The 26,034-nt window shown below is 70.4% G+C and carries 19 protein-coding genes and 2 pseudogenes; 8 read left to right on the top strand and 13 right to left on the bottom strand.

Translation table 11 applies throughout. The features are described 5' to 3' along the window. Nucleotides 1–22 precede the first annotated feature (22 nt). Nucleotides 23–658 carry a TIGR04222 domain-containing membrane protein gene (locus ABZ725_RS19205; RefSeq protein ID WP_358803819.1) on the top strand — a complete coding sequence of 212 codons (636 nt, stop codon included), beginning with the start codon at nucleotides 23–25 and terminating at the stop codon, nucleotides 656–658. Nucleotides 659–829: 171 nt separating this feature from the next. Here ABZ725_RS19205 and gcl read toward each other — a convergent pair whose 3' ends face one another. After that, nucleotides 830–2,614: a glyoxylate carboligase gene (gcl, locus tag ABZ725_RS19200; protein ID WP_358803818.1), complete on the bottom strand. Its 1,785-nt coding sequence runs from the start codon at nucleotides 2,612–2,614 to the stop codon at nucleotides 830–832. 181 nt (nucleotides 2,615–2,795) lie between these two features. On the opposite strand from gcl, the gene ABZ725_RS19195 reads away from it, so the two are divergent. Then, nucleotides 2,796–3,692: a hypothetical protein gene (locus tag ABZ725_RS19195; protein ID WP_358803817.1), complete on the top strand. Its 897-nt coding sequence runs from the start codon at nucleotides 2,796–2,798 to the stop codon at nucleotides 3,690–3,692. A 75-nt stretch (nucleotides 3,693–3,767) separates the two neighbouring features. Here the strand turns inward: ABZ725_RS19195 and ABZ725_RS19190 are convergent, their stop codons facing one another. Both ABZ725_RS19190 and ABZ725_RS19185 read right to left on the bottom strand, forming a co-directional pair. Continuing rightward, a complete protein-coding gene (locus ABZ725_RS19190) occupies nucleotides 3,768–5,363 on the bottom strand; it encodes an AMP-binding protein (protein ID WP_358803816.1) in 1,596 nt (531 codons plus the stop codon). After that, entirely contained in the window at nucleotides 5,360–7,030 is a 1,671-nt protein-coding gene (locus tag ABZ725_RS19185; protein ID WP_358803815.1) for an AMP-binding protein, read from the bottom strand. Before ABZ725_RS19185 ends, ABZ725_RS19190 begins: the two co-directional genes overlap by 4 nt. A gap of 120 nt (nucleotides 7,031–7,150) precedes the next feature. Between ABZ725_RS19185 and ABZ725_RS19180 the strand changes: the two genes are divergently transcribed. The 3 genes from ABZ725_RS19180 (at nucleotide 7,151) to ABZ725_RS19170 (ending at nucleotide 12,209) form a co-directional block, all read left to right on the top strand. Further along, the gene (locus ABZ725_RS19180) at nucleotides 7,151–8,071 is read left to right on the top strand and encodes a helix-turn-helix transcriptional regulator (RefSeq protein ID WP_358803814.1); all 921 of its coding nucleotides are present in this window, start codon (nucleotides 7,151–7,153) and stop codon (nucleotides 8,069–8,071) included. A 221-nt stretch (nucleotides 8,072–8,292) separates the two neighbouring features. Beyond that, entirely contained in the window at nucleotides 8,293–11,124 is a 2,832-nt protein-coding gene (locus tag ABZ725_RS19175; protein WP_358803813.1) for an AAA family ATPase, read from the top strand. Between the two features lie 293 nt (nucleotides 11,125–11,417). Then, nucleotides 11,418–12,209, top strand: a complete 792-nt coding sequence (locus ABZ725_RS19170) for a serine protease (RefSeq protein WP_351905530.1) — start codon at nucleotides 11,418–11,420, stop codon at nucleotides 12,207–12,209. 110 nt (nucleotides 12,210–12,319) lie between these two features. Here the strand turns inward: ABZ725_RS19170 and ABZ725_RS19165 are convergent, their stop codons facing one another. Then, on the bottom strand, nucleotides 12,320–13,450 hold the full coding sequence (locus ABZ725_RS19165) for a winged helix DNA-binding domain-containing protein (protein WP_358803812.1): 1,131 nt from the start codon (nucleotides 13,448–13,450) through the stop codon (nucleotides 12,320–12,322). A 163-nt stretch (nucleotides 13,451–13,613) separates the two neighbouring features. Between ABZ725_RS19165 and ABZ725_RS19160 the strand changes: the two genes are divergently transcribed. Continuing rightward, complete coding sequence (locus tag ABZ725_RS19160; protein ID WP_358803811.1) at nucleotides 13,614–14,747, top strand: magnesium and cobalt transport protein CorA; 1,134 nt, start codon at nucleotides 13,614–13,616, stop codon at nucleotides 14,745–14,747. Nucleotides 14,748–15,033: 286 nt separating this feature from the next. Here the strand turns inward: ABZ725_RS19160 and ABZ725_RS19155 are convergent, their stop codons facing one another. Further along, nucleotides 15,034–15,927 (bottom strand): site-specific integrase, encoded by an 894-nt coding sequence (locus ABZ725_RS19155; RefSeq protein ID WP_358803810.1) that lies wholly within the window; start codon nucleotides 15,925–15,927, stop codon nucleotides 15,034–15,036. A gap of 137 nt (nucleotides 15,928–16,064) precedes the next feature. Between ABZ725_RS19155 and ABZ725_RS19150 the strand changes: the two genes are divergently transcribed. Beyond that, nucleotides 16,065–16,864, top strand: a protein-coding gene (locus ABZ725_RS19150; protein WP_358804137.1) for an IS5 family transposase whose coding sequence is annotated in 2 segments (ribosomal slippage) — nucleotides 16,065–16,400 and nucleotides 16,403–16,864 — 798 coding nt in all. Because the reading frame shifts where the segments join, the coding sequence is not laid out codon by codon here. Nucleotides 16,865–16,874: 10 nt separating this feature from the next. On the opposite strand, the pseudogene ABZ725_RS19145 reads toward ABZ725_RS19150, so the two are convergent. From ABZ725_RS19145 to ABZ725_RS19120, 6 genes and pseudogenes are all read right to left on the bottom strand, one after another. Then, nucleotides 16,875–17,207, bottom strand: a pseudogene (locus ABZ725_RS19145) (transporter); the annotation flags it as partial. Nucleotides 17,208–17,255: 48 nt separating this feature from the next. Beyond that, complete coding sequence (locus ABZ725_RS19140) at nucleotides 17,256–18,230, bottom strand: NmrA family NAD(P)-binding protein (protein ID WP_358804136.1); 975 nt, start codon at nucleotides 18,228–18,230, stop codon at nucleotides 17,256–17,258. 534 nt (nucleotides 18,231–18,764) lie between these two features. After that, nucleotides 18,765–18,917: pseudogene (locus ABZ725_RS19135) on the bottom strand (alpha/beta hydrolase); the annotation flags it as partial. A 27-nt stretch (nucleotides 18,918–18,944) separates the two neighbouring features. Further along, on the bottom strand, nucleotides 18,945–19,646 hold the full coding sequence (locus ABZ725_RS19130; RefSeq protein ID WP_358803809.1) for an SDR family oxidoreductase: 702 nt from the start codon (nucleotides 19,644–19,646) through the stop codon (nucleotides 18,945–18,947). Nucleotides 19,647–20,290: 644 nt separating this feature from the next. Further along, a complete protein-coding gene (locus ABZ725_RS19125) occupies nucleotides 20,291–21,991 on the bottom strand; it encodes a CocE/NonD family hydrolase (RefSeq protein ID WP_358803808.1) in 1,701 nt (566 codons plus the stop codon). Between the two features lie 53 nt (nucleotides 21,992–22,044). Beyond that, nucleotides 22,045–22,857: an oxidoreductase gene (locus tag ABZ725_RS19120; protein ID WP_358803807.1), complete on the bottom strand. Its 813-nt coding sequence runs from the start codon at nucleotides 22,855–22,857 to the stop codon at nucleotides 22,045–22,047. 302 nt (nucleotides 22,858–23,159) lie between these two features. On the opposite strand from ABZ725_RS19120, the gene ABZ725_RS19115 reads away from it, so the two are divergent. Continuing rightward, nucleotides 23,160–23,693: a helix-turn-helix domain-containing protein gene (locus tag ABZ725_RS19115; RefSeq protein WP_358803806.1), complete on the top strand. Its 534-nt coding sequence runs from the start codon at nucleotides 23,160–23,162 to the stop codon at nucleotides 23,691–23,693. Nucleotides 23,694–23,781: 88 nt separating this feature from the next. Here the strand turns inward: ABZ725_RS19115 and ABZ725_RS19110 are convergent, their stop codons facing one another. Both ABZ725_RS19110 and ABZ725_RS19105 read right to left on the bottom strand, forming a co-directional pair. Next, entirely contained in the window at nucleotides 23,782–24,351 is a 570-nt protein-coding gene (locus tag ABZ725_RS19110) for a TetR/AcrR family transcriptional regulator (RefSeq protein ID WP_358803805.1), read from the bottom strand. 250 nt (nucleotides 24,352–24,601) lie between these two features. Further along, a complete protein-coding gene (locus ABZ725_RS19105; RefSeq protein ID WP_358803804.1) occupies nucleotides 24,602–25,900 on the bottom strand; it encodes an SNG1 family protein in 1,299 nt (432 codons plus the stop codon). Nucleotides 25,901–26,034 lie beyond the last annotated feature (134 nt).

The following is a 26,034-nucleotide window of genomic DNA, read 5'->3' as shown; positions in this document are numbered from 1 at the left end:
CCCCGCTTCCGGGAGTGATGACATGAGCAGTGGCACGTCGGTCCGACTGGAGCCCTACGAGGTCGCGCTGATGCGGGGTGGCACCCGGTCGGCGGTCACGGTGGCCGTGCTCGCTCTGCACCTGCGCGGTCTGGTCGACGCGGGCAGGCAGGGACGGATCCGCACGACGGGGGCGGCGGGGGCCGGGGCTGGGGCTGAGGATGGGGCTGCGGGGAACTCGGGAGACGACCTCCCGCCCCTGCCGACGGCGGTGTACGCGGCGCTTCAACGCCCCGCGAACATCGCGGAGTTGGAGACCGCGCCGGGCGTGCGCGAGGCGCTCTCCGAGCTGCGGGCAGGGCTCGTCGCGGCCAGGATGCTGCGCTCCCTCCCTCCGCGCCGGACCCGCGCCGCTCGGCATGCGCTCCGCGCCCTGCACGCCGGGCATCCCCCGCCGACCGACCGGAAGGCGCTGGCGCCGGACGACGTCCTGATCGCGGTCGCCCTGTACGGGGAACCCGCCCTGAGCGTCCTGGCCGCGCGTTTCGCCCTGCGGGCGGGGCTGACCGCCCGGGCCGAGGTGGCGGACAAGGGGTTCCACCGCAACGCGCCCCGGGGCGGCGGCACGGGCGGCGGGTCGTACTCCTCCTGCGGAAGCGGGAGCAGCGGCTGGGACTGAGCGCCTCAGAGACACGCACGGAAACCGCATACGGAAAACGGAGAGAGGCGGCCCGTCCCCCGGATGGGCCGCCCCCTTCGGACGACAACCGCTCCCGTCAGCCCTTCAGACTCCGGTCGGACCATCAGCGTCCTGTCAGAGCTTCAGTGCGCTCAGAGTTTCAGTGTCCCGTCAGACCTTCAGCGTCCTGATCGACGTCGGCGCGTGCGCCGGCTCGGTGGCGAGTTCCTCGAACTCCACGACGTTGCCGATGTCGTTGGTGGTGCTCATCGAGATGTTGGTGACGCGTTCCAGGATCGCCTCGACGACGACCGGCACCTGGAACTCGGCGGCGAGCTTCTTCGCCTGCTCGAAGGCGGCGCCCAGTTCGGCGGGGTCCGTCACCCGGATGGCCTTGCACCCGAGCCCCTCGACGACCTTGACGTGGTCGACGCCGTACACCCCCAGCTCCGGCGAGTTGACGTTCTCAAACTCCAGGTTGACCTGGAAGTCGATCTCGAACGCCCGCTGCGCCTGACGGATCAGCCCCAGGTAGGCGTTGTTCACGAGGACATGGACGTACGGGATCCTGTGCTGCGCGCCGACGGCCAGCTCCTCGATCATGAACTGAAAGTCGTAGTCCCCGGAGAGGGCGACGACCTGCGCCTCGGGGTCGGCCTTGGCGACCCCGAGCGCCGCCGGGATCGTCCAGCCGAGAGGGCCCGCCTGGCCGCAGTTGATCCAGTGCCGCGGCCGGTAGACGTGCAGCATCTGCGCGCCGGCGATCTGCGAGAGGCCGATGGTGGTGACGTACCGGGTCTCCGGCCCGAAGGCCTTGTTCATCTCCTCGTAGACGCGCTGCGGCTTGATCGGGATGTCGTCGAAGTGCGTACGCCGCTGGAGGGTCGCCTTCTTCTCCTGCGCGGCGGCCGCCCATGCCGAACGGTCGGGGAGCGTGCCCGCCGCCTTCAACTCCCTCGCCACCTCGACGAACAGCTCCAGGGCCGCCTTCGCGTCCGAGGCGATCCCGTAGTCCGGGGCGAAGATCCGGCCGATCTGGGTGGGCTCGACGTCGACGTGGACGAAGGTGCGGCCGGCCGTGTAGACGTCGATGCGGCCGGTGTGCCGGTTGGCCCAGCGGTTGCCGATGCCGAGGACGAAGTCGGAGTCCAGGAAGGTCGCGTTGCCGTAGCGGTGCGAGGTCTGCAGGCCGACCATGCCGGCGTTGAGCTCATGGTCGTCGGGGATCGCACCCCAGCCCATCAGGGTCGGGACGACCGGGGTTCCTGTCATCTCGGCGAATTCCACGAGGAGTTCGGCGGCGTCGGCGGTGATGACCCCGCCGCCGGCGACGATCAGCGGGCGCTCGGACGCGTTCAGCATCCGGATCGCCTTCTCGATCTGCGCACGGGTCGCGGCCGGCCGGTAGACCGGCAGCGGTTCGTAGGTGTCCGGGTCGAACTCGATCTCCGTCTGCTGGACGTCGACCGGCAGATCGATCAGGACCGGACCCGGCCGGCCGGAGCGCATGAGGTGGAAGGCCTGCTGGAAGACGCCGGGGACCTGCGCCGCCTCCAGGACGGTGACCGCCATCTTGGTCACCGGCCGCGCGATCGAGGCGATGTCGACGGCCTGGAAGTCCTCCTTGTGGATCACGGCGGTCGGGGCCTGGCCCGTGATGCACAGGATCGGGACGGAGTCCCCGATGGCGGAGTACAGCCCGGTGATCATGTCGGTGCCGGCCGGGCCGGAGGTGCCGATGCAGACGCCGATGTTGCCCGGGTGCGTACGGGTGTAGCCCTCGGCCATGTGCGAGGCGCCCTCGACATGACGGGCGAGTGTGTGCTGAACGCCGCCGGCCGCCCTGAGCGCCGCGTAGAAGGGGTTGATCGCCGCGCCGGGGACACCGAACGCGCTGGTGACGCCCTCGCGCTTGAGGATCTCGACTGCCGCGCGGGCAGCGGTCATACGAGCCATGGAGTACTCCTCGGATTCGCTCTCCCGTCGCGCCCCGCGGGTGAGAGCTGAGCTTCCCTGCCGTTTTCCAGCTTTTCCGTAATGCGGAAATTGTTTTCTACTATCTGGAAGCAATGTAAGTGGGCGGGCAAAGGTCGTCAAGAGACGGACAAGCGAGGGCCGAAGGAGGACGATGGGGGCCATGTCCGAGAGCGTGCCGGTGCGCTGCCCGGCCTGTCGGCGCGAGCGCCCCTACACCGTGCCGTCCTATCCGTGCGCGTGCGGCGCCCCCGTCACGCCGGTGCTCGACCGGCGGACGACGCCGACGGCCGTCGCGCACCGGGCCTGGGACGAGGAGTGGATCGCCCTGCGCTGCCCCGCCTGCGGCCGCTGCGACCAGTGGCCCCACCCCGAACTGGGCTGCGCCTGCGGAACGGTGCTGCGCATCCCGGTGACCGCCCCGCCGACCGACTCGGAGCCCGATCCGGCGCCCGATCCGGAGACATCCGCGCCGCCGACACGGCCTCCGGCATCGACAACGGGCCCGGCACCGGCACCGGAGCCCCCGTCGAGGCAGACGCCGGGGCTGGAGCCGGGAGCGGGGTCGAGGTCGGGCGCGGGGCCAGGAGCGGGGTCGGGGTCGGAACCGGAGCCGGGGTCAACGCTGACACCAGGGCCGGCCCAGTCGCCGGCCCCGACCCCGGCCCCGACCGCGCAGCGCCGTGCCTTCCGTCCCGTCGCCATCCGTACCGCTCGCGACGCGGTCACGGCTGCCGCGCTCTATCTGAACTGGCTCGGGCACGGCGACATCCGGCGGGCCGACCAGCGGCCCACCGCCGGCATCGGCCTCGCCGCTCGCGGGCTGCTGGCGCAGGTGGACCCGAGCGTGCGCCCGGCCTCGCTGCGGGACGTGGAGTGCCTGTGGCTGACGGCGATGACGGAGTCCGCGGACTGCGTCTACTTCTCCCTCGCGGGATACGCGGACGACGCCCGCGCCCGCGCCGACCAGCTCCGCGTCCCGCTGTTCGTCCTGGACCTCACGGGCGCCCCGCAGCCGGTCAACGCGACGGCCGACGCCCTGGACGCCCGAGGCGTCTGAGGGCGACGGCCACCACGACGCACCACCGCTCCACAACCGCTTCCGCAACTGCTGCCACAACTGCTTCCGCAACCGCTAGCGATCCGCGTACTTCTCGCGCAGTTCGATCTTGCGCACCTTCCCCGAGACCGTCATCGGGAAGGCCTCCAGGAGCTGCAGCCTGCTCGGGATCTTGTAGTGCGCCAGCCGGCCCTCGCAGTAGACGCGCAGTTCCTCCAGCGTCAGAGGGTCCCGCTCGTCGCCCGGGATCACACAGGCGAGGACCTCCTCGCCGTACCGCTCGTGCGGGACGCCGACCACCTGGACGTCCCTGACCTTCGGGTGGCCATGGAGGAACTCCTCGATCTCGCGCGGGTAGATGTTCTCCCCGCCCCGGATGATCATGTCCTTGATGCGGCCGACGATCTCGACGTAACCGTCTTCGCGCATCACCGCCAGGTCCCCGGTGTGCATCCAGCGTCCCGCGTCGATCGCCTCGGCCGTCTTCGCGGGCTCGTTCCAGTAACCGAGCATCACGCTGTATCCGCGGGTGCACAGCTCGCCCGCCGTGCCGCGGGGCTGCGTCGCCCCGGTCGCCGGGTCCACGACCTTCACCTCGACATGCGGCAGCACGCTGCCGACGGTGCCGGTGCGGTGGTCGAGGTCGTCGTCGCGACGGGTCTGGGTGGAGACGGGCGAGGTCTCGGTCATGCCGTAGGCGATGGACACCTCCGTCATGTGCATCTCGGCGACCACCCGTTTCATCACCTCCACCGGGCAGGGCGAGCCCGCCATGATGCCGGTGCGCAGGGACGAGAGGTCATAGGCCGCGAAGTCGGGGAGGTTCAGCTCCGCGATGAACATGGTCGGGACGCCGTACAGGGAGGTGCACCGCTCCTGCTGCACCGCCCTCAGCGTGGCCTGCGGATCGAAGGACGGCGCCGGGATGACCATGCAGGCGCCGTGCGAGGTGGCCGCGAGATTTCCCATCACCATGCCGAAGCAGTGGTAGAAGGGCACCGGGATGCAGATCCGGTCCTGCTCGCTGTAGGCGATCGACTCACCCACGAAGTAACCGTTGTTGAGAATGTTGTGGTGGGAGAGCGTGGCCCCCTTGGGGAAGCCCGTGGTGCCCGAGGTGTACTGGATGTTGATGGGATCGTCGCAGGACAGTTCCTCGGGGCGGGCTTCGGGTGTCGCGGGTGTCGCCCGGGCGAGCAGTGCCTCCCAGCTCGGGTCGCCGATGTAGACCACCTCGCGCAACCGGTCGCACCCGGGCCGGACCTGCTCGACCATCGCCCGGTAGTCGCTGCTCTTGTGGCCGAGGGAGGCGAAGAGCAGACAGACCCCGGCCTGGTCGAGCACGTACTCGACCTCATGGGTGCGGTAGGCCGGGTTGATGTTGACCATGATCGCCCCGATGCGGGCGGTGGCGTACTGGACGAGCACCCACTCCGCGCAGTTGACCGCCCAGATCCCCACCCGGTCGCCCTTGGCGACCCCCGCGCCGAGCAGGGCGGAGGCCAGCCTCTCGACCTCCGCGCCGAATTCGGCGTAGGTCCAGCGCCGCCCCGACGGGACGTCGACCAGCGCCTCGCGGTCCGGCCAGGCCGCCACCGCCCGGTCCAGGTTGGTGCCGATGGTGTCCCCGAGCAGCGGGGTGTCACTGGCGCCGTGCGCGTACGAGTTCACCGGAAGTCCTCCTCGCGGTACTCGTCCGCCGAGCCCGCGGCCGTCGCCTCGCGCAGCTCGATCCGGCGGATCTTGCCGCTGACGGTCTTGGGCAGCGGGGCGAACTCCAGGCGGCGGATGCGCTTGTAGGCGGCGAGGACCTCGCGGGAGTGCTCGAACAGCACCTTCGCGGTGTCGGGTCCCGGCTCCCAGCCCTCGGCGAGGACGACGTACGCCTTGGGCACGGCGAGGCGCAGTTCGTCGGGGGCGGGGACGACCGCCGCCTCGGCGACCGCCTCGTGCTCCAGCAGCGCGCTCTCCAGCTCGAAGGGGCTGATCTTGTAGTCGGAGGCCTTGAAGACGTCGTCGGCCCGCCCGACATAGGTGATGTAACCGTTCTCGTCACGGCTGCCGATGTCACCGGTGCGGTAGTAGCCGCCGGCCATCGCCTCGGCCGTCCGGTCGGGGTCGCCGTGGTAACCGGTCATCAGGCCGACCGGACGTGCGGACAGGTCCAGCGCGATCTCGCCCTCCCGCGCGCCGGGGGCGCCGGACACCGGGTCGAGGAGTTCCACCCGGTAACCGGGGCCGGGCCGGCCCATCGAGCCGGTCTTCAGCTCCTGTCCGGGGCTGTTGGCGATCTGCACGGCCGTCTCGGTCTGGCCGAAGCCGTCCCGGACCGTCACTCCCCACGCGCGCCGCACCTGCTCGATGACCTCGGGGTTGAGGGGCTCGCCCGCGGCCACCGCCTCGCGGGGCGGGGTGCGCAGCTGGGTGAGGTCGGCCTGGATGAGCATGCGCCAGACGGTGGGCGGGGCGCAGAACGTCGTCACGCCCGCGCGGTCCATCTCCGCCATGAGCCGGACCGGGTCGAAGCGCGTGTAGTTGTGGATGAAAACGGTTGCTTCGGCGTTCCAGGGGGCGAAGAGGTTGGACCAGGCGTGCTTGGCCCAGCCGGGCGAGGAGATGTTGAGGTGCACGTCACCGGGCTTGAGCCCGATCCAGTACATCGTCGACAGGTGTCCGACCGGATACGAGGTGTGGGTGTGCTCCACCAGCTTGGGGCGGGCGGTCGTGCCGGAGGTGAAGTAGAGCATCAGCGGGTCGTCGGCGAGGGTGGGACCGTCGGGCGTGAAGCCGGCCGGGGCGGCGTAGGCGTCCTCGTACGGCTGCCAGCCGTCCGCCGCGCCGCCGACCGTGATGCGGGTGTAGTCGCCGGGGACCTCGTCGAACTTGGCCGCGTCCGCGGACCGGGCGAGGACGTGCCGGACCCGGCCGCGCTCGACGCGGTCGGTCAGGTCGGCGGGGCCGAGCAGCGGGGTCGCCGGGATGACGACGGCGCGCAGCTTCATCGCGGCCAGCGCGGTCTCCCACAGCTCGGCCTGGTTGCCGAGCATGACGAGGATCCGGTCCTCGGCGGCGACCCCGCGGCCGCGCAGCCAGTTCGCCACGCGGTCGGAGCGCTCCGACAGTTCGGCGAAGGTGAGACGGGTTTCGGAACCGTCTTCTTCCACGATGTGCAGGGCGGTGCGCTCGTTGCCGTCGGCGATGACGTCGAACCAGTCGAGGGCCCAGTTGAAGCGTTCCGCACGGGGCCACTCGAAACGCTCGTAAGCGGTTGTGTAGTCCTCGCGGTGTTCCTGCAGGAAGTCGCGGGCTCTGCGGAAACGCTCCGTGGCCGTCGTCATCTGTCCTCCTCGGTGCCGGACCATTGCCGGGCGGCTCTGACATCGTGTAATCCGTGATGCAGGTCTCACTACCCCCGAACGGGGGTGTGCGGCACCACGCCGCGCGGAAAGGGCGAGAACGTGGCAGCAGACGCGGCCGGAACGGCGGAGATTCGCGGTGCGCTGGCGCGGCTGCGACGGGCGACGGGGCTGCCGGTCGCGTTCGGCGGTCTGGTGGAGCCGGGGCGGCAGCGGATGCGGATCAGCGAGTTCAGCGGCGCGACGGGCGTCGCGCTGCGCGGACTGGCGGTGACCTCGGGCAACGGCCTCGGCGGCAAGGCGGTCGCGCTGGCCCGTCCGTGCGCCGTGACCGACTACTCGCTCTCCCGTCAGATCAGCCACGAGTACGACGCGGCCGTCGCCGAGGAGGGCCTGCGTTCGGTGCTGGCGATCCCGGTGGTGGTGCGGCGCCGGGTGCGCGGGGTGCTGTACGGGGCGTTGCGCACGGCGCAGCCGCTGGGCGATCGCACGCTGACCGCGGCCGTGCAGGCGGCGCGGGACGTGGAGCAGGCGCTGGTGGTCCAGGACGAGGCGCGTGACCTGCTGGCGGCGGCCCGCCCCGGCGCACCGGCGGCCGGCGCGCCCGGCGCCGGTGCGGGCGCAGGTACCGGGACCGGTGCGGGCGTCGGTGCGGCGGCAGGCTGGGAGCAGGTGCGCGAGGCGCACGCGGCCCTGCGCGCGCTGGCGCCGCGGATCGCCGACCCGGCCCTGCGCGCCGAACTCCTCGACGCCTGCGGACTGCTGACCTCGCGGGCGCACCAGGAGCCGCCGGGGCAGTCAGTGCAGCCAGGGCGGCCGGGGCAGCCTGCCGACCTGGCCCCGCGCGAGCTGGACGTGCTGACGTGCGTGGCGGCGGGGGCGACGAACGCGGCGGCGGCCGAGCGGTTGGGACTGCGTCCGGAGACGGTCAAGGGCTATCTCCGGTCGGCGATGCGCAGACTGGGCGCGCACACGCGGGGAGAGGCGGTGGTCGCGGCCCGCAGGGCGGGTCTGCTGCCGTAGCGCGGGCGGCGCAACACTCCCGTGACGCGCATCGGGCAGGATGCCGGGAGCAACGATCACATCAAGCCAGGGAGGCCCCTCACGACAAGCGACCATTCACCCACCGCCGCCATGAATTTACATATGCGTCATGTTGTTATATCCCTCACCACGTCGTGTCTCCGGATTTCAAAGAGTCGTTGCCTAGAATTTGGCCCGGACACGACACTCGGAGGGGAGCGGTGACCGTGCGACGGGAGTTCAAGGAGCCTGCCAGATGCCGCCCCGACCTGGTCATCGGCAGGGAGGAGCTGTTCACGGCCGCCCGTGACCAGCTGACCCGTGGCGGCAGTGTGCTGCTGCACGGCCCTGCCGGAATAGGAAAGTCGACCGTGCTGCGGGCATTGGCCGCGGATTACGGCGACGCGGCGCGCACGGTGCTGCGCTGCTCGGCGACCGAGTCCGAATCCCATCTCCCGTTCCTGGCCCTGGCCGATCTCTTCGGCCTCGTCCTGGACGAGATCTCGGACAAGCTGCCGGCCGCCCAGCGCACGGCCCTGGAGTCGGCGCTCACCGGTCGCGGCGAATCGACTCTGCAACGCGACGGCCTCGCCCTGCGGCTGGCCGTGCTGTCGGCCCTGCGCGCCCTCGCCGCCTCGGGCCCCGTCCTGCTCGTCGCCGACGACCTGCAGTGGCTGGACTCGGCCAGCGCCGAGCTCCTCGGCTTCGCCGCCCGCCGCCTCGGCGACACCCGCGTCCAACTGCTGTGCGCGGTGCGGACGGAGGGGCAGGAGTACGACCGTCATCTACGCGCGTCCCCGCCCGACACCCTCGCCGTCCGGCTGAGCCCGCTCTCCCGCGCCCAGGTCTCCGCGCTGCTCGATCACCGCGGCTACACCGCCCTGCCCCGCTCAACCGTGCGGGAGATCCACCGCACCAGCGGCGGCAACCCCCTGTTCGCCCTGGAGCTGGGCCGCGCCCTCGGCGAGAACGCGACCCCGCCCCGGCCCGGCGAACCCCTGCCGGTGCCGACCTCGTTGCGCGCCCTGGTGCTCAGCCGGCTCGACATGCTCTCCGACGACGCCCGCCGCACCCTGCTCGTGGCCAGCGCGGGCGCCCGTCCCACCCTGGCCCTGCTGCACGCGGCCGGCCGCGAGAACGCCGAGGCGGAGACCGCGCAGGCCGCGGCCCTCGGGCTGCTGACGACGGAACCCGAGGGGCCGGCCGTCCGGTTCGCGCATCCGCTGATCTCGGCCGCGCTCTACGCGGAGGCGCCCGCGCAGGAGCGCCGGGCCGCGCACGCCGCGCTGTCCACCGCCGCCTCCGACCCGATCGAGCGGGCCCGCAACCTCGCGCTGGCCACCACCGGCACCGACCCGGAGGTGGCCGCCCGGCTCGCCGAGGCCGCCGCGCTGGCCCGCGACCGGGGCGCCCCCACGGTCGCCGCCTCGCTCGGACTGCTCGCCGCCCGCCACACCCCGCCGGACGGCACTCCCGCCCCGGACGACCGAAGACTTCAGGCGGCCGAGGACGCGATCACCGCCGGCGAGGTGGACCTCGCCCGGGACATCGCGCGCGAGGTGCTGACCCGGGCGACCGTGCCCGCCGAGCGGATCCGGGCCTGGGAGGTGGTGATCGAGGCCGCCGGGCAGTCCCTCGGCGAGGTCGACGCCGTCTTCCCGCAGGCCCTCGCCGACGCCGGCGACGACCCGCGGCTGCTCGCCCTGGTCCACTACCGGCTGGCCTGGCGCAAGCTGATCGTCGAGGGCGACTTCGCCGAGGCCCGGCAGGAGGCCGCGCACACGGCGGAGCTGGCCGCCCGGGGCGGCGACCGCCGGACGGAGCTGTTCGCGCTCTCCTTCCAGGCGTCGACGGAGATCCTGATGGGCCATCCGCTCGCGCCGACGACCATCAAACGGGCGTTGAAGGAGCCCCAGGACCCGTATGTGGCGTGCCATCACAACGGCGCCGGCATGGCCCGGTTCCGCTGGCTGCTGATGAGCGACCAGCTGCCCGAGGCCCGTTCCACCATCACCGCGCTGCTGCGCGAGGTGCGCCGGCGCGGGATGGTCGAGAGCGAGGTGCACTTCCAGCGGTTCCTCGCCGACACCGAACTGCGCTCCGGGCACTGCGGACGCGCCCTCGACCTGGCCCGCGAGAGCCTGCGGCTGGCCCGGGACTCCGGCATCGGCCTGGGCGCCTCCGCGATGCTCACCTCCCTGGCCGAGGCCTCCGGCGGTGATGTGGACCGAGCGCTGGTGCTGGCCCGGGAGGCCACCGACCGCGCCGAGGAGGACGGCGACCAGATGTACCTCTCGCGGGCGCTGGCCGCGCTGGGCTATGCCCAGCTGGTGGCCGGGGACGCGGCGGGCGCGGTCGGCTCGCTGCGCCGGGTGCGGGAGCTGGAGCAGGGCCTGGGCATCACCGACCCGGCGCGGGGCCGCTGGCACGGCGACCTCGCCGACGCGCTGGTCCGGGTCGGCGAGCCGGGCGAGGCGCAGGACGTCATCGACGTGACCCGCGAGCACGCGCTCAGGCTGGGCCGGGAGAGCGTGCTGGCCGTGCTGGACCGGTCGGAGGCGATGGTGCGGGCCGCGCTCGGCGACCACGAGGCGGCGCTGTCCCGGCTGACGTCCGTTCAGGACCGGCTCGCCAAGCTGGGATACGGCCTGGAGGAGGCGCGGGCGGCGTTCGCGCAGGCCCGGCTGCGCGCCCTGCAGCCGGGACCGGGGCCGGGGCCGACGTCGTACGACGAGGCGGCGCGGCTGTTCCGGCGGTGCCGGGCGCTGCCCTGGCTGCGTCAGGTGGAGGTGGCCGCCGCCGAGGGCGCGCCGGAGACGGTCGCCGCCGTCCCCCAGCAGGCTCTGTCGTCCGACGCGCTGGAGGGGCTGGCCTCGATGGAGCGTCAGGTCGCCGCGCTCGTCATGGAGGGCGCGACCAACCGGGAGATCGCCGCGCGGCTGTTCATCAGCGTCAAGACGGTCGAGGCGACCCTGACCCGGGTCTACCGCAAGCTGGGGATCCGCTCGCGGGTGGACATCGTCCGACTGGCGGCGGGGCGTCACGCGAAGTGAGGAATTGGCGGGTTAACTGCCCGTCACGGGCTACCTGTACTGAGCGGGCACCCCGCCCGGCGCGGCGGCCTCACTGAGGGGACGCTCTACGGCGGCTGTGCGTTCCCTGGGACGACCGAGGGTTTTCCCTGCCCCAACTCCCCTAGGGGGTTCCCTCATTGGGAGGAGCGGGTTCCGGGTCCTAGCGTAAGGGACGTGCCGCTCGCCCGGGCACACGGGGGTCGGTCCCGCGACCCCCGTGCACTCCCCCCACACCCGCGCGACCCCCCACCGGCAACCCCACGAGGAGATCCATGTTCGGGCTCAACCGCGTGAAGAAGACCGCAGCCGTCCTCGCGGCGACCGCCGCCGCGGCAGCGACCGCACTGCTCAGCGCCCCCACCGCTGTCGCAGCGCCCCAGCCGATCGTCGGCGGCACGACGACCACGACCACGACGTACCCGTTCATGATGCAGATCACGGACGCCTCGCAGAACCAGTTCTGCGGCGGCACCCTCGTCTCGGCGACCAAGGTGGTCACGGCCGCCCACTGTATGGTCGGCGAGACCACGAGCAGTGTGCGTGTCGTCGGTGGGCGCACGTACCTCAACGGCACCAACGGCACGGTCAGCCGGGTGAGCAAGATCTGGATCAACCCGAGCTACACGGACGCCACCAACGGTGACGACGTGGCCGTCCTGACCCTGTCGACGTCGATGCCGTACACCACGGCGTCGTACGTCTCCTCGTCCCAGACCAGCGTGTACGCGGCCGGCACCACCGCCCGTGTCCTCGGCTGGGGCACCACCTCGGAGAACGGCAGCTCCTCCAACCAGCTGCGGACCGCGACCGTCCCGATCGTGTCCGACTCCAGCTGCGCGAGCTCCTACGGTTCGGACTTCGTCCAGACCGACATGGTTTGCGCCGGATACACATCCGGCGGCGTAGACACCTGCCAGGGCGACAGCGGCGGTCCCCTGCTCATCGGGGGCGTCCTGGCAGGGATCACTTCTTGGGGCGAGGGCTGCGCGGAGGCCGGTTACCCGGGTGTGTACACCCGGCTGACCACCTTCTCCAGCCTGGTCACCACGCAGGTCAACTCGTAGTGCCCGAGTCGACCGCGTGACCCGCAAGAACTCCTGAGCATCGCTCAGGGAACGACCAGGGGGCGCTGCGAGCCTCCACGAGCGGCCCGCAGCGCCCCCTCTCCAAGCCCTCACCGGTCCCCGGTGGGGGCTTGTCGCGTGACGACCGTGCCGAAGCGGATGTCGTGGCTCGCTTGCGGGTGCATCGTGGCCAGCATCCGCTCGCCCTGCGCGATCACGTCCTGCCGCTGGGCCCGGGTGAGGGTGCCGAACGGCTCGACGACGAGGGCGTCCGGCTCCAGTCTCCACACGCCCGCCAGGAAGCCGTCGACCAGGAGGGTGCAGTAGGCCTGGTTGCCCTGCCAGGAGCGGCCCCAGTACTCGGGCGGGACGACGCGGGTGCGGTCGGCGTGGGAGAGGAGGAGGTTGTCGAACTCGGGGAGGAATCGGGGCGGGGCCGGGGTCTCGGGGTCGGGGCGCGTGGCGTCGGGCAGGTCGAAGAGCTCGACGCCCCGCTCGTCGCGGAAGACGAGCAGGCTCGGGCGCAGCCGTTCGAAGGCCTCGCGCAGCCGGGTCAGGCCGGCCCAGGTCTGCATGTCCTTGACGGAGGCCGGCCCGAAGGCGGCCAGATAGCGCAGCACGACGGAGTCGGCTTTCGGGGCCGGCTGCGCGGCACGGCCGAGCCAGTGCTCGGCGGTGGTGAGCGCGACCTGCCCGCTCCTGCCCCACAGCCCGCGCGGGGTGACCTGGACGAGCGGCAGCCGGCAGCGCGCGGCGACGGCGAGGGACTGCGGGTCGGCCTCGGGCCACTCGGCCGAGAGGGCCTCGCGCAGCTGCTTCATGGTGCGCGGTCCGTCCTCGACGAGGTCGCGGGCGAGGACGGCGAGCCGGTCGAGGTCGACCCCGACGAGTCCCTTGCGGAAGTACGTCAGCTCGCGGTCGCGGGCGGGCTGGACGAGCGGTCTCAGGGTCAGGCAGTCGTCGGCGGTGTGGGTGTGGATGGTGGAGCGCATGGTGACGATACGGACGACCGCACGCTCGGCCATCGACGTCGACAGCGCCTCGGGGACGAAGCCGTCGAGGCGGGCGGCGAGCGCGTAGTACGGCGGCTTGACGTTCTGCGCCTGCAGCCCGAGCAGATGCTCCACGGCCGCCTCGGCCGACAGCGAGGAGGGACGCAGCAGCAACTGCCGGTCGAGGGTGGCACGGTTGAGGGCGCGCGGGCCGAGCACGGGGGCCGCCGGGGACGTCGTCTTCGTCATGCACGGCAAGCTAACGGGCATCGCGGACAGGTACTGTCCGCGACGCACAGCGATGCGGTGGCCGACTCCCCGGGCTGCGGCCGTTCGCCCCGTATATCCTGCTCTGTGATCACGTAGACATAGGCTCGAGCGCATCGGCCGAGTCGACGGAGAGGCAGACGCGATGCCCGAGCGCCCCAGGAAGTCCGTCTGGCGCCGCACTCCGCCCGCGCCGGAGCCGGCGCCCCCGCACCCGTCGGCGCACACCGGGCCGCAGCCGCTCGAGACCGGCGAGGTCGCCAGCGTCGTCCAGGCCGCGCTGTACCGCGACGGCGTCCGCGTCTTCACGCCCACCACGCTCTCGGAGACCTTCCGGGCGCTGCGCGAGCAGCCGTCGGGCATGGCGTGGATCGGGCTCGCCCGCCCGACCGAGGGTGAACTCCACTCCCTGGCCGCGGAGTTCGACCTGCATCCGCTCGCCGTGGAGGATGCGAAGGAGGCCCACCAGCGCCCCAAGCTGGAACGCTACGGCGACACCCTCTTCGTCGTCCTGCGGGCGGCCCGTTACCTCGACGCGCAGGAGGAGATCGACTTCGGCGAGCTGCACGTCTTCGTGGGCCCCGATTTCGTCATCACGGTCCGGCACGGCGCGGCCCCCGACCTGTCGGCGGTGCGCCGCCGTATGGAGGAGACGCCGGAGCTGCTCAAACTCGGCCCGGAGGCGGTGCTGTACGCCATCCTCGACGCCGTGGTCGACGGCTATCTGCCGGTCGTTTCGGGCGTCCAGAACGACATCGACGAGATCGAGACCGAGGTCTTCCGCGGCGACCCGGAGGTCTCCCGCCGGATCTACGAACTCTCCCGCGAGATGGTCGAGTTCCAGCGCGCGACCCGCCCCCTGGTCGGCATGCTGCACGGCCTGATGGCCGGCTTCTCCAAGTACGGCACGGACGACGAGCTGCAACGCTACCTGCGGGACGTCGCCGACCACGTCACCCACACCAGCGAACGCGTCGACGGCTACCGCCAGGCGCTCACCGAGATCCTCACCGTGAACGCGACCCTCGTCACCCAGCAACAGAACGCGGAGATGCGGGCGTTGGCGGAGGCGGGGTTCGAGCAGAACGAGGAGATCAAGAAGATCTCGTCATGGGCGGCGATTCTGTTCGCGCCGACGCTGGTGGGGACGATCTACGGGATGAACTTCGATCGGATGCCGGAGTTGCACTGGGTACTTGGATACCCGTTCGCAATCCTCCTGATGGCGGTTGTATGTACCAGTTTGTACATCATCTTCAAGCGGAAAGACTGGCTCTGAGTAATCGCCTCTGAAGGCGCTCCCGGGAGTGGGCACGGCCCGGATCGCAGGCTCCGGCGACTCTTTCCAGGCCGCTGGGGAGAATCTGGGGAGAATGAGCCGCGCTCCGATGCGGGCGGTGTCCTGCGATCGCAGGCGTTGACCTGCGGAAGCCTCGCCGTTGAAGCGCAGGCTGGGAGCAAGGATCAGCACGGAGAGTAGCGAACTTCCCTCGCGGAACGCCGAAACGGTTGGGCACAGCAGATCGCTGTGCCCACCCGTTTCGTGGGTCGTGTGGAGTGGACGTCTACGCGGCCAGTACAGGCTGGCCGAGCAGAGCATCGATGGCGCCGCGCCCCTTGCCGCCGGCCTCCGGCATGAAGTGGGCGTAGTAGTCCAAGGTGATGGTCGGGCTCGAATGGCCGAGCCAGCGGGCCAGGGTGACGACGGACTCGCCCGCTTCGAGGATGACCGAGGCGTACGTGTGCCGGAGCACGTGGAAGCCGTCCTTGCGAGACGCCTTCCACCGCTCGTCCTTCTTCCGCATGGGGATGACGCCGGCGGCTGCCAAGGCCGGCTTCCACACCTCGACGTTGAAGATGTTCGCGCGAAGGGCGTTGCCGTACGTCGTGGTGATGACGAGCGGGAACTTCTTCGTCTCCCGTTCAGGCTCCGGGCCGCCCCACGGCAGCTCCACCTCGACCGCCGGGTACTCCATGAAGTACTGGGCCAGGGCCGCCGCGACCGACGGAGGCATGTCGACGACGCGGGTCTTGCCGCCCTTCGGCAGGGTGAAGTACAGCCGCCCGCCGAGGAGTTGGACCTGCCGACGGACACGCAGGACTCCACGGGCGAAGTCGACGTCCTCCGGCGACAACCCGAAGACCTCGCCCTGCCGCAGCCCACAGCCGAGCGCGAGCACGACCGCGACGCGGTAGCGCGCGTTGATCGCCTCCCGTACGCGCCGTGCGGTCTCCAGGGGCCAGGCTTCCCGCTGATCCTCCGGTGCCTTGGGCCACCGCACGGACTTGGCCCGCATCGGATTGCGTGCCAAGCGCTTGTCGTCGATGGCGGTCTCGAAGATGTTCGAGAGCGTGCCGAGGATCTGCCGGGCGTATCGCGGTGAGAGCTCGCTCTCCAGCGTGGCGATGTATTCGCGGAGTACTGCCGGGCTGATGTCCCGCAGGGCGACGGTGCCCAACTGGGGCTGGACGTGGAGGCGGACTCGTTCGTCGATGCGTTTGACCGTGCCGGGCGCACCGCGAACACCCGTCTGCCAGAAGCGTGTTACGTAGAAGTCATCTCATTTGGTTGGGTAGGCTGCCAGTCGTGGCGACGATCGTTGAGCGGCTGGTGCCGGATGAGTTGTGGGAGCTGTTCCAGCGGGTGGTTCCGGAGGTGCCGTCGCGGCCCCAGGGTGGGGGCCGGCGTCGGCACGGCGACCGCGAAGTGCTGGCCGCAATCGTCTTCGTGGCGACCTCTGGCTGCACGTGGCAGCAGTTGCCGACCGCCTCGTTCGGGCCGTCCGGCGCGACGGCTCACCGGCGTTTCACCGAGTGGACGAAGGCCCGGGTGTGGGCCAAACTCCACCGCCTGGTCCTCGACGAACTCGGATCCCGCGGCGAGCTGGACTGGTCCCGGTGCGCGATCGACTCGGTCAACATGCGGGCCCTGAAAAGGGGGAGCTGACAGGCCCGAATCCTGTAGACCGGGGCAAGTACGGATCAAAGATCCACTTGATCACGGAGCGGACCGGACTGCCCCTGTCCATCGGCATCTCGGGCGCCAACACGCACGACAGCCAGGCCCTGATCCCGCTGGTGAAGGGCATACCGCCGATCCGCTCCCGCCGGGGACCACGGCGTCGTAGGCCCCGCAAACTCCACGCCGACAAGGGCTACGACTACAACCACCTGCGGCGATGGTTATCCAGCCGAGGAATCCGCCACCGCATCGCCCGCAGGGGCATCGAGACTTCGCAACGTCTGGGCCGCCACCGCTGGACCATAGAACGCACGATGTCCTGGCTCGCCGGATGCCGATGTCTCCACCGCCGCTACGAACGCAAAGCCGACCACTTCCTGGCCTTCACCAGCATCGCCTGCACCCTCATCTGCTACCGCAGACTCACCAAATGAGATGACTTCTTAGCAGCACCTCGTCAACCGCGCTCGCCAGCTCAACCATCGACACCCCTGCGGCGCCTTCCGCTGTCCGGGCGACAGCCTGGCGGCGCACCCGGCGGGCTACCTGCATGCCGCTGCTCAAGGAGGCCACGGTCTCAAGCCCGAGCAGGTCGCTGCCGAAGAGTCGGTAGCGGACCAGGTCGATCGACCTCCGGTGCTCGCGCACGGCATGCACGTCGTAGCGGGTGAAGTCGCCGGCGATGCAGATCAGGCGCGGGCCGCTCCACAGGACCTGGGACGCGGCCGTCACCCCGAGCCGGTCGCGGACCAGGTGCTCGAACTCGGACCGGTGGTCCTGGGCGGATCCGACGAGTTGGAGAGGTGGGCCGGATCGCTCAGCGGTTCAGGCAGACGCCAGCTTCCGGATGCGCGGGTGGTTCTCCAGCGCCCACCGCACGGTCTTCGGCGGGCGTCCGAGCAGGGTTTCCAGTTGGTCGGTGGTGCCGCGGTAACCGCCGCCGCCCTTCAGCCGGGTCAGGGTCTTGAGGTGCTCCGCGGTGTGCGGGAGCGCGGACAGGGCGGTGTCGACGTAGGTCTCGTTCCAGGTTTCGACGTCTTCGGGAACGTACGTGACCTCGCGTCCCAGCACGGCCGCGTAGTCCTCCGCAAACCCGTACATGTCCTTCAGCTCCGGGCCGTTGAGGTCGTAGGACTTCGAGATGTGCGGTTCCGGGTCGGCCAGGATCTTCACGCACAGCTCCGCCACGTCGTAGCCCGCGATGGGGGCGAGCCGATGGGCACCGAAGGGCAGGCGCAGTTCACCCCTGCTCAGCGGCTCCAGCGCCAGCCAGGTCATCAGGGGGTTCTCGACGAACATGGCCGCCCGGATGTTGACAGTCGGGAGGCCGGACCAGTCCAGCACCTGCTCGGCGACCCAGTGGGCGCGTTGCTGCGGCGACCAGTTGGCGACGAGTCCGCCGAGCCACGCACGCCGCTCTTCCTCCGGCGCGGTCATCTTGTCGAACGTCATGAACGACTGCTCGTACTCGGAGATGTTGACGAACACCTCGATGTCGCCCTGGGCCCGCGCCGCCGCGGCCATCAGGCTGACGGCGTCCGTGTAGTACGGCGACAGACTCATGCTGAAGTAGATGCGGCGGATGCCCTTCAGCGCGGCGCTCACGTCGGCGATGGTGAGCAGGTCACCGACGAAGACCTCGGCCCCGGCCTGGCGGAGCGCATGCGCGCGTTCGTCGTCCTGGCGCACGAACGCGCGCACCGGGTGCCCTTGTTCGAGCAGCATGTCGACCATCGTCCGGCTCACACCGCCGATTTCGCCTGCGGCACCGGTGATCAGGATGGGGCTGCGCTCTGGCATCAATGTGTCCTCTGTCTGGTGGTGGGGGGATTCAGCTGTTGAGAAAGCCACGTGGCGGATGCCGCGTAGCGTCATCGGGACGCGGAGCCGTCGGTGCGGTTGAGGGAAGTCGAGGAGTGCGGCGTTGACCTCGGCGGGACGCTCCTGCTGTGTCCGGTGCCCGCAGCCCGGCAGCACCAGCGGGCCGTGCAGTTGAGGCGCGGCAGCGCTCAGCGGGTTGTCCGACCCGCCCTGGCCACGGAAAATCTCGCTCTGCGAGCTGCCCCCACCCGGGGAACGCAGCGCGGTGACCATGTCGCGGTCTCCCACCACATACAGCGCAGGACCGGTGATCCCGAGACCCCGGAAGGGTATGAGCAGTTCGTTGTTGCGTTCGATGTTCCGGCACCAGTCGAAGGCCCCGGATGAATGCCCGCTCGCCGTGCAGGACGAAGTCCTCCGCGTACGCCCGAATGTCGTTTTCCGTCGGCCATGCCGGGAGAGCGGGTGACTCCCGGCGTACCCGCGCTGGTCGGGGGCGGCGACCCGGTACCCGGCCGCCGTCGGCGCCCCGAACTGGTGACGCCAGGAGTACCGGCTCTCCGGCCAGCCGTGCAGGAGCAGGACCAGCGGCCCTGCCCCTCTTCGGCGATGTGCAGGCGGATCCCGTTCACATCGACGAAGCGGTGGGTGGGCGAGCTTCCACACGGGGCTCCCTGGAAAACGCGGGTGGTGTCACTTTTTCAGCTGGGCGTACATGGCTTCCAGGTCGGAGGACAGCTGGGACTTGACCCAGCGGGTGATGTCGTCGGCCAGCACCTCGTGCGCTCCCGCCTCGATGCCGTCGAGTGCGGCCACGGCGATGTCGCGGGGGTCGGCCTTGGGCGCGTCGACGCCCGAGGTCATTTCCGTGTCCACGTAGGCCATGTGAAGTCCGGTCACCGCGATGCCGCGCGGCTGCAGCTCCAGGCGCAGGGAGTTGGTCTGCGACCACAGGGCGGCCTTGGAGGCGCCGTAGGGCGTGCCGTCGGCCAGCCAGGACAGGGCGGAGTGGGCGTTGAGGATGTGGCCCCCGCCGTTGCGCTCGATGACCGGCACGAAGGCCCGGGTGACCAGCAGCGGCCCGTAGAAGTTGGTCTCCAGATCCCGGCGCACGTCCTCCATCGGAGAGTTGAGGTACGAAGCGCGGACGGAGGCGCCGGCGTTGTTGATCAGGATGGTGACGTCCTGGGCCTGCTCGGCGGCGGCTGCCACGGACGCCGGGTCAGTTGCTTCGAGTGCCAGCGGAACGGCATCGGGGTGGGTCACCGTGCGCGTGTCCCGGGCCGTGGCGTAGACCTTGCCGGCCCCGCGCGCATAGAGCTCCTCGACCAGCATCTTGCCGATGCCACGGCTGCCTCCGGTGACGAAGACGCTGGCGCCCTTGATTGCTGTCATGACTACCTCCACGAAGATGGAAACCGATCGGTTTCACCACCGTAAACCGATCGGTTTCGCGATGCAAGTCGGGGTGAGCACTGGATGACCACGGCACGCGGAGTCGAGGTGGAGTCGGGCGGAGCTCAGGCTTCAGGGGCTGGCCGGCCTCGTGTCCATCGGCGAAGTCCGTACTCGCCGGGCGCAGGCCGGTGAAGCCACGAGCCCGTCGGCAGCGATCGACGTGGCCTGGCTGGACCTCAGGCGGAATTCGGAGGAGTGGTGTGAGGAGTGGCGTGCCGTTCGGCTCGGTGTCGCCGACGTGCTCGGCCGCGCGCCCTTGCGAGCTTGGCCTGGGGTCGGCGACCAAGTACGGCGGGCGGGTCGGCGAGGCGCGCGACGACAGGGAAGACAAGCCCGATGACGGCCGACGACCTCTGTGGCGACGCGACCTCGCGCCGAGAGGCCCAGTCCGCGCCGGTCGCCGAGTGCCTCGACGCCCCACGCAAAGGCGACCCGGTCGCTGGTGCGTTGGGAGGGAAACAGATCAGGCCGGTGGGTGACGATCAATCCCACGTCTGTGGCGGCTCGACGGACGTAGTGCCGAGGATCACCCTGGGCGAGATGGAGTCGCCCATGTCCACGGTGTGGATCTCCGGTGTTTCCTATGGGGCCGGAACCACCGGCAGGACGATGCGGGAAGGCCGGGCGGGGTCATGGAAGACCTGCTGCCGGGCCACCCGGGCCGTGGTCGCGCTCTCCTCGGGTTCGCCCGTGTTGAGGTTGCGGTCCCAGCGGGGGAAGTTGCTGGAGGTGACCTGGACCCGTATCCGGTGCCCCGCCCGGAAGACGATGCTGGTCGACCACAGGTCCACGACGTGCTCGGCCGCCTCGCCCGGTGTCGCCGCACGCACCCGCACGATGCCGTCGGTCACACCGCGGGAGACACCTCTCTCATCGACGTCGCACAGGCGTGCCACCCAGTCGGTCGAGGGTCCGTCCGTGGCCGCGAAGAGCACCGCCCGGACCCGGCCGGTCACCTCGACGTCCTCGGTGAGCGGTTCGGTGGTGAAGACCAGGACGTCCTCGCGCGCCTCGACGGCCGCCTGGTCGAGCGGCCCGGGACGGAACTCATCGGCGTTCAGGAGCCCGCCGCCCACGAGGAGCGCGCCACCGGTGGTCGCCACCGGGTCCATGGGGTCGTAGGTGAACTCCTCGGCCTGCTCGGCGGTGGACGGCGGCTCCTGTGTCAGGCGTCCGTCGGCGCGCAGGTGGAAGTCGGTGTCCACGGCCCGCGACAGGGGCCATTCCGTCTCCTCGCGCCACTGGTTGATGCCCATGACGAACAGCAGCACCTTGCCCGTGTCCGGCTCCGGAGCCTCGCCGCCGTCGTCGCCGAGGATGCGCCGGAACCAGTCGAACTGCATGTCGTGCAGGCGCCCGCGCATGCCCATGAAGTCGGAGTTCGCGGCGAACCCGAAGTTGACGTCACCGACCACGTGCCGCCAGTTGGTGTGGGTCCACGGGCCCATGACCAGCGTGGCGGACCGGCCGGCGCGGCGCATGGCGGTGAAGTTGTCGAGCGTGCCCTGGCCGAAGATGTCGAACCAGCCGCCGACCTGGAAGGTGGGCAGCTCGACCTCGGCGTGCCGACCCGCGACCTGGCAGGACGCCGCCCACTCGGGCTCCCGCCGGGAACGCTCGTAGCCCAGCTCGGGCAGGTCGTGCCGGGCGAACGCGGGAAACCGACCTGCGGGCAGCTCCCCGTAACCGCCGCGCGCCAGGCCGTCGAAATCCTGTACGAGCCCGGTGATGCCGTTCACGAGCCCGTCAAGATCGGTGGAGTGACGGCGCATCAGGGTGTCGGCACCCTGCAGGAGCGACCAGGGCACGCTGAGGCCGAGCTCGATCGCACCGCCACGCGTCCACAGCCCGTCGTCCGGGTCGGACCAGGTGATCATCGGCGCGATGGCCTTCAGCTCCGGTGGCTTCGACAGCGCCGCCATCCACTGGGTGTTGCCGAAGTAGCTGCCGCCGATCATGCCGACGGAGCCGTTCGAACCGGGGAGGGCGGCAGCCCACCGTACGGTGTCGTATCCGTCCCCCTCCTCATACGTGAACGGCTCCCACTCCCCCTCGGAGGCGAACCGGCCGCGGGTGTCCTGGAGGACCACCATGAAACCGTGCCTGGCCGCCGCCAGCGGATCGAGTACGACGCCCATCATGGGCGTCTGCTTGCCGTACGGCAGCCGCGCCAGCAGCACCGGCCACGGCCCCGTGCCACCGGGCCGGTAGACGTCCGCGCGCAGCACCGTGCCGTCATGCATCTCTGCCGGAACGTCGAACTCGATCTGGATCTCCGTCACGCGCCGCTCCATTGCGTCGTTTGTCCTGCGGGGTGTGTGAGGGCGGGCAGGCGTCAGCCGGCAAGCTGGTTCATCTTGCGGATCTGCCGGTCGTAGGCCCAGGCGGGAGCGAAGCGGAGCAGGCGTGCGCGTCCGGCCGTGGGGCCGGCGGCGTAACGCAGTTTCGGCTTCGCGTCGGTGGCTGCCGCGACGACCGCCCGGGCGACCACGGCGGGGTCGTCGCCGTCCCTGATCGCCTCTGCCATCACGCGGTCGACGGTCTGCCGCTGCTTCTCGTAGGCATGCAGGAGTGTGTCGGGCCGCGCGCTGTTGGTCTCGAATCCGGTGTTGGTGTAGGCGGGTTCAACTATGAGCGCCCGGATGCCGTGGTCACGGACCTCGTGGTCCAGCGACTCGGTGTAGCCCTCGACCGCGTGCTTGGAGGCGGCGTAGGCGGCCATGTACGGCTGGGGCACGAATCCGACCACGGACGAGAGGTTGATGATGCGCCCGCGCCCCTGGCCGCGCATGTACGGCAGGACCTCGTTCACCATGCGCATGACCCCGAAGACATTGGTGTCGAAGACGCCCTGGGCCTGCTCGATAGAGGTTTCCTCGGCCGCACCCAGTGACCCGATGCCGGCGTTGTTGACCAGGACATCGATCCGCCCGAACCGCTCGCTCACCTCCTGGACCGCGGCGGCGACCGAGGCGTCACTGGCCACGTCGAGGTCGAGGAACGTCACACCGCCGAGCGGGGCGAGGCGCGAGGTGTCGCGGCCTGTGCCGACCACGTCGAAACCCGCCGCGACCAACGCGAGCGCGGTTACCTTCCCGATGCCGGATGACGCACCCGTCACGAGTGCCACCGGCCGGTTCGTCGTCATCATAGATTCCTGACTCGCTAGAAACCGATCAGTTTCCATCCACAGTAAACCGATCGGTTTCCGTGCGCAAGTTCAAACGCCAACCCGATCCTGGCCGCGCCACCGTCTGCACGCTGAGGCCGATCGGGCTGCGCGGCGGCTGCGGCGTCTCGCCCAAGGTGGGACGGAGCGCTGTTGGTGACGCGCGGCAGGCAGAAGCCCGGCTCATGGCGGTCGGCCGCCGCAAGGGCCCTGTGGACCGGCGCCCGGTCAGGGGCCTGGCCGGCAGACCCAAACCGACCGGCGCCTGACACAATGACGGCATGGCCAGGATCAGCGCGCAGGAGAGACGCGAAAGCGTCGTCGGCGCAGCGATCGCCGAGTTCGCACTCAAGGGCTACTACGGCACCTCCACCGAGGCGATCGCCAAACGCGTCGGCGTCACGCAGCCGTACCTCTTCCGGCTCTTCCCGGGCAAAAAGGCGATCTTCGTCGCCGCCTTGGTGCGGAGCATGGAAGACACCCGCCTGGCTTTCGAGCGGGCGACCGACGGGACGGAAGGCAGCGAACAGACGCGCGGCGCCTTGGCGGACGCGTACGCGCGGCTGATCTCGGCGCACCCCGAAACACTCCTGATGCAGATGCAGGGATACGCCGTCGTCGCGGCCGCCGAGGCAGAGGGCGATGACCAGACGGGGGAACTCGTTCGGGCCGGCTGGATGAGACTGTGGGAAACCGTGCACCTGTCACTGGGAGCCGACGCCCACGAGACCGCAAGCTTCTTCGCCTGTGGCATGCTCGGCAACACCCTTACGGCCATCGGGCTTCCCTCCGATCACAGGGAAGCAGGGGCTTGAGGCCATGGGCACTGCTCCGGCCTGCCGGAATCGGACATCAACCCGAAAGACCGCTTCGGTCGCCGATCCTGCTCGAAGACCGGGCGGATCAGTGCATGCCCGCCGCATCGAGCAGGCTGACCACAGTGGGCGCGATGAGCCCGGCCAGATTGTCGGCGCCGATCCCCGCGCGGGCGCTGGCACCGTCGAAGACCAGGATGAGCTGCCGGGCCAGCAGGCCAGGGTCGCTCGCCCCACCCTGTTCGGCCTCGGCACGGAAAAAGGCCGTCAGGTCCGCTTTGATCTGGTAGGCCACCCGGCTCGCGGGGTGGGTCTGATCCTTGAGCTCGATCTGCACAGCTAGGTAGCGGCAGCCTCGGAACTCGGCCGCACCCGCCCGCGACTCCACCCGCTCGAAGACGTACAGGATCCGCTCGCGGGGGGAAAGACCATCGTCCTCCGGAGGCAGGGCCATCGCCACGAAGGCAGCGGAACGCTCCTTCAAGCTCGCCGCCAGCAGTTCATCCTTACTGTCGAACAGCTGGTACATGGACCGCTTCGACACCCCCGCCGCCTTGCACAGCGCCTCGACGCCGATGCCGACACCGTCGCGGTAGGTGAGCGTGGCCGCGGCCTCCAGCAGCCGCTCCCGGGGACTTTGCTTCACTTCGGTAGTCATACCGCGAGGTTAACTCGAATCGGACGAAATAGAAACCGATCGGTTTCCATGCCGATCGGTTTCCATGGGTTGCCGGGGAGATGCCCGCCACCGCGCGGACGCCTGAAGCCCAGTCAGAGGCTCGGCGACAGCCTCGGGGGAAAGGCCGTCGCCGAGCCCTGATGGTGCGCGCGCCTCTCGTCCCCACGGGGGCGCCGCACACCGGGGCCACTCCGAGTAATGGCCCCGTCTCGGGGTGAGCCGCCTTCCGCTACGCCGGGGCAGCGGTCTTCGCGGGCTTCTTCTCGGCGGGGATACGGTGCAACCCCTTGCGGTCGTACCAGCCCGTCACGCCGAAGCCGAACAGGGCGGCCGCCGCGAGGCCGACGGCCATCATGACCCAGCCCCGGGTCAGGCCGGCGTCGGCCTGGGCGTCGTAGTAGAGGATCGAGCGGATGCCGCCGGTGATCTGCCGCAGCGGCTCGAACTCGGCCAGGAAGCGGTAGAAGCCGGGCAGCGCCTGAAGCGGCGTGGTGGCGTTGGCCGTCGGTACCGCCATCCCGATGAAGACCAGCGTGACCACCAGCATGCCGGGCGTGCCGAAGACGGCGAGCAGGGTGAGCGCGCCGATCCCGGAGACCGCGATGGCGCACACCGAGTACAGCCACAGCAGTGGCAGATGGGCGGCGTGCATCCCCATGAGGCCGACCGCGCCCGCCATGACCAGGCTCCCCATCAGCAGGGACAGGCCGGCCATGAGGATGCTGCTGATGGCGAGGGTCTGCACCCGGGTCGCCCGGATCAGCGGGCGGTGCAGGCGCAGCGGGCCCATGTCGTTGTGGGTGTAGCCGAGGGCGTGGTCCACCTGGCCACTGATGACGTTTGCGGAGAGCATGCCGCAGACCACCAGGACGAGCGCGTAGTAGAACGCCGTCAGCCCCAGGCCGCTGTGCGAGTCGAGCGGATGGCCGTCCTCGACGATGACGGCGGCCGGGTCGGCCAGGAGGACGCGCGCCGCGGCGGGCAGCTTCTCCTGCCCGGTCCCACTTTGGGCCGTCAGCTCCTTGCCCACCTGGAGCGAGGCGCGCTCGGCCGCCTGCGTCGTCGCCGTCCGGGCCAGACTGGAGCCCACACTGCCGGCGGACTGGTTGGTCAGCACCGTCAGCGTCGGCCGGGTCGGGGCCCCGGTGGTCGCGGCGCCGGTGAGTGCGGTGGTGGAGGAAGTGAAGTCGGCGGGGACGACGAGCGCGCCGTACAGCTTGCCCTTGCCGATCTCCTCCTTCATCTCCTTTTCGTCCATCACCTTCCAGTCGATCTTGTCCCCGCTCGCGGTGGACTTCCTGATCGACTCGGTGATCTGTTTCCCCAGGTCGACCTGCTTGCCGCCGACAGCGGCTCCCTTGTCTGCGTTGACCAGACCGACGGGCAGATTCTTCATGTGGTCGACGGGATCGATATTGGCCCCGACGTAGAACACAGTGAACAGCAGCGCGAGGATGCCCGTGATGACGCCGTTGGCGATCCACAGGGGTTTGGCACGCAGGACGCGGAACGGGTGAATCCCACTCATGGCTTACTCCGGTCTCGGACAACACACTGATATCCAGAGAAGGGCGGACAGCTTCATTGCGGTCCGGCGACCCTCGGAACGTTCAATCCCGGCACACACGGCCGTCGACGCGGAACCGGGCATGCAGTACTCCC

Source organism: Streptomyces sp. NPDC006872 (assembly GCF_040635845.1).
Taxonomy (GTDB): domain Bacteria; phylum Actinomycetota; class Actinomycetes; order Streptomycetales; family Streptomycetaceae; genus Streptomyces.
The sequence above is the reverse complement of the archived record's forward strand: the minus strand, read 5'-3'. Positions and strand labels throughout refer to the sequence as shown.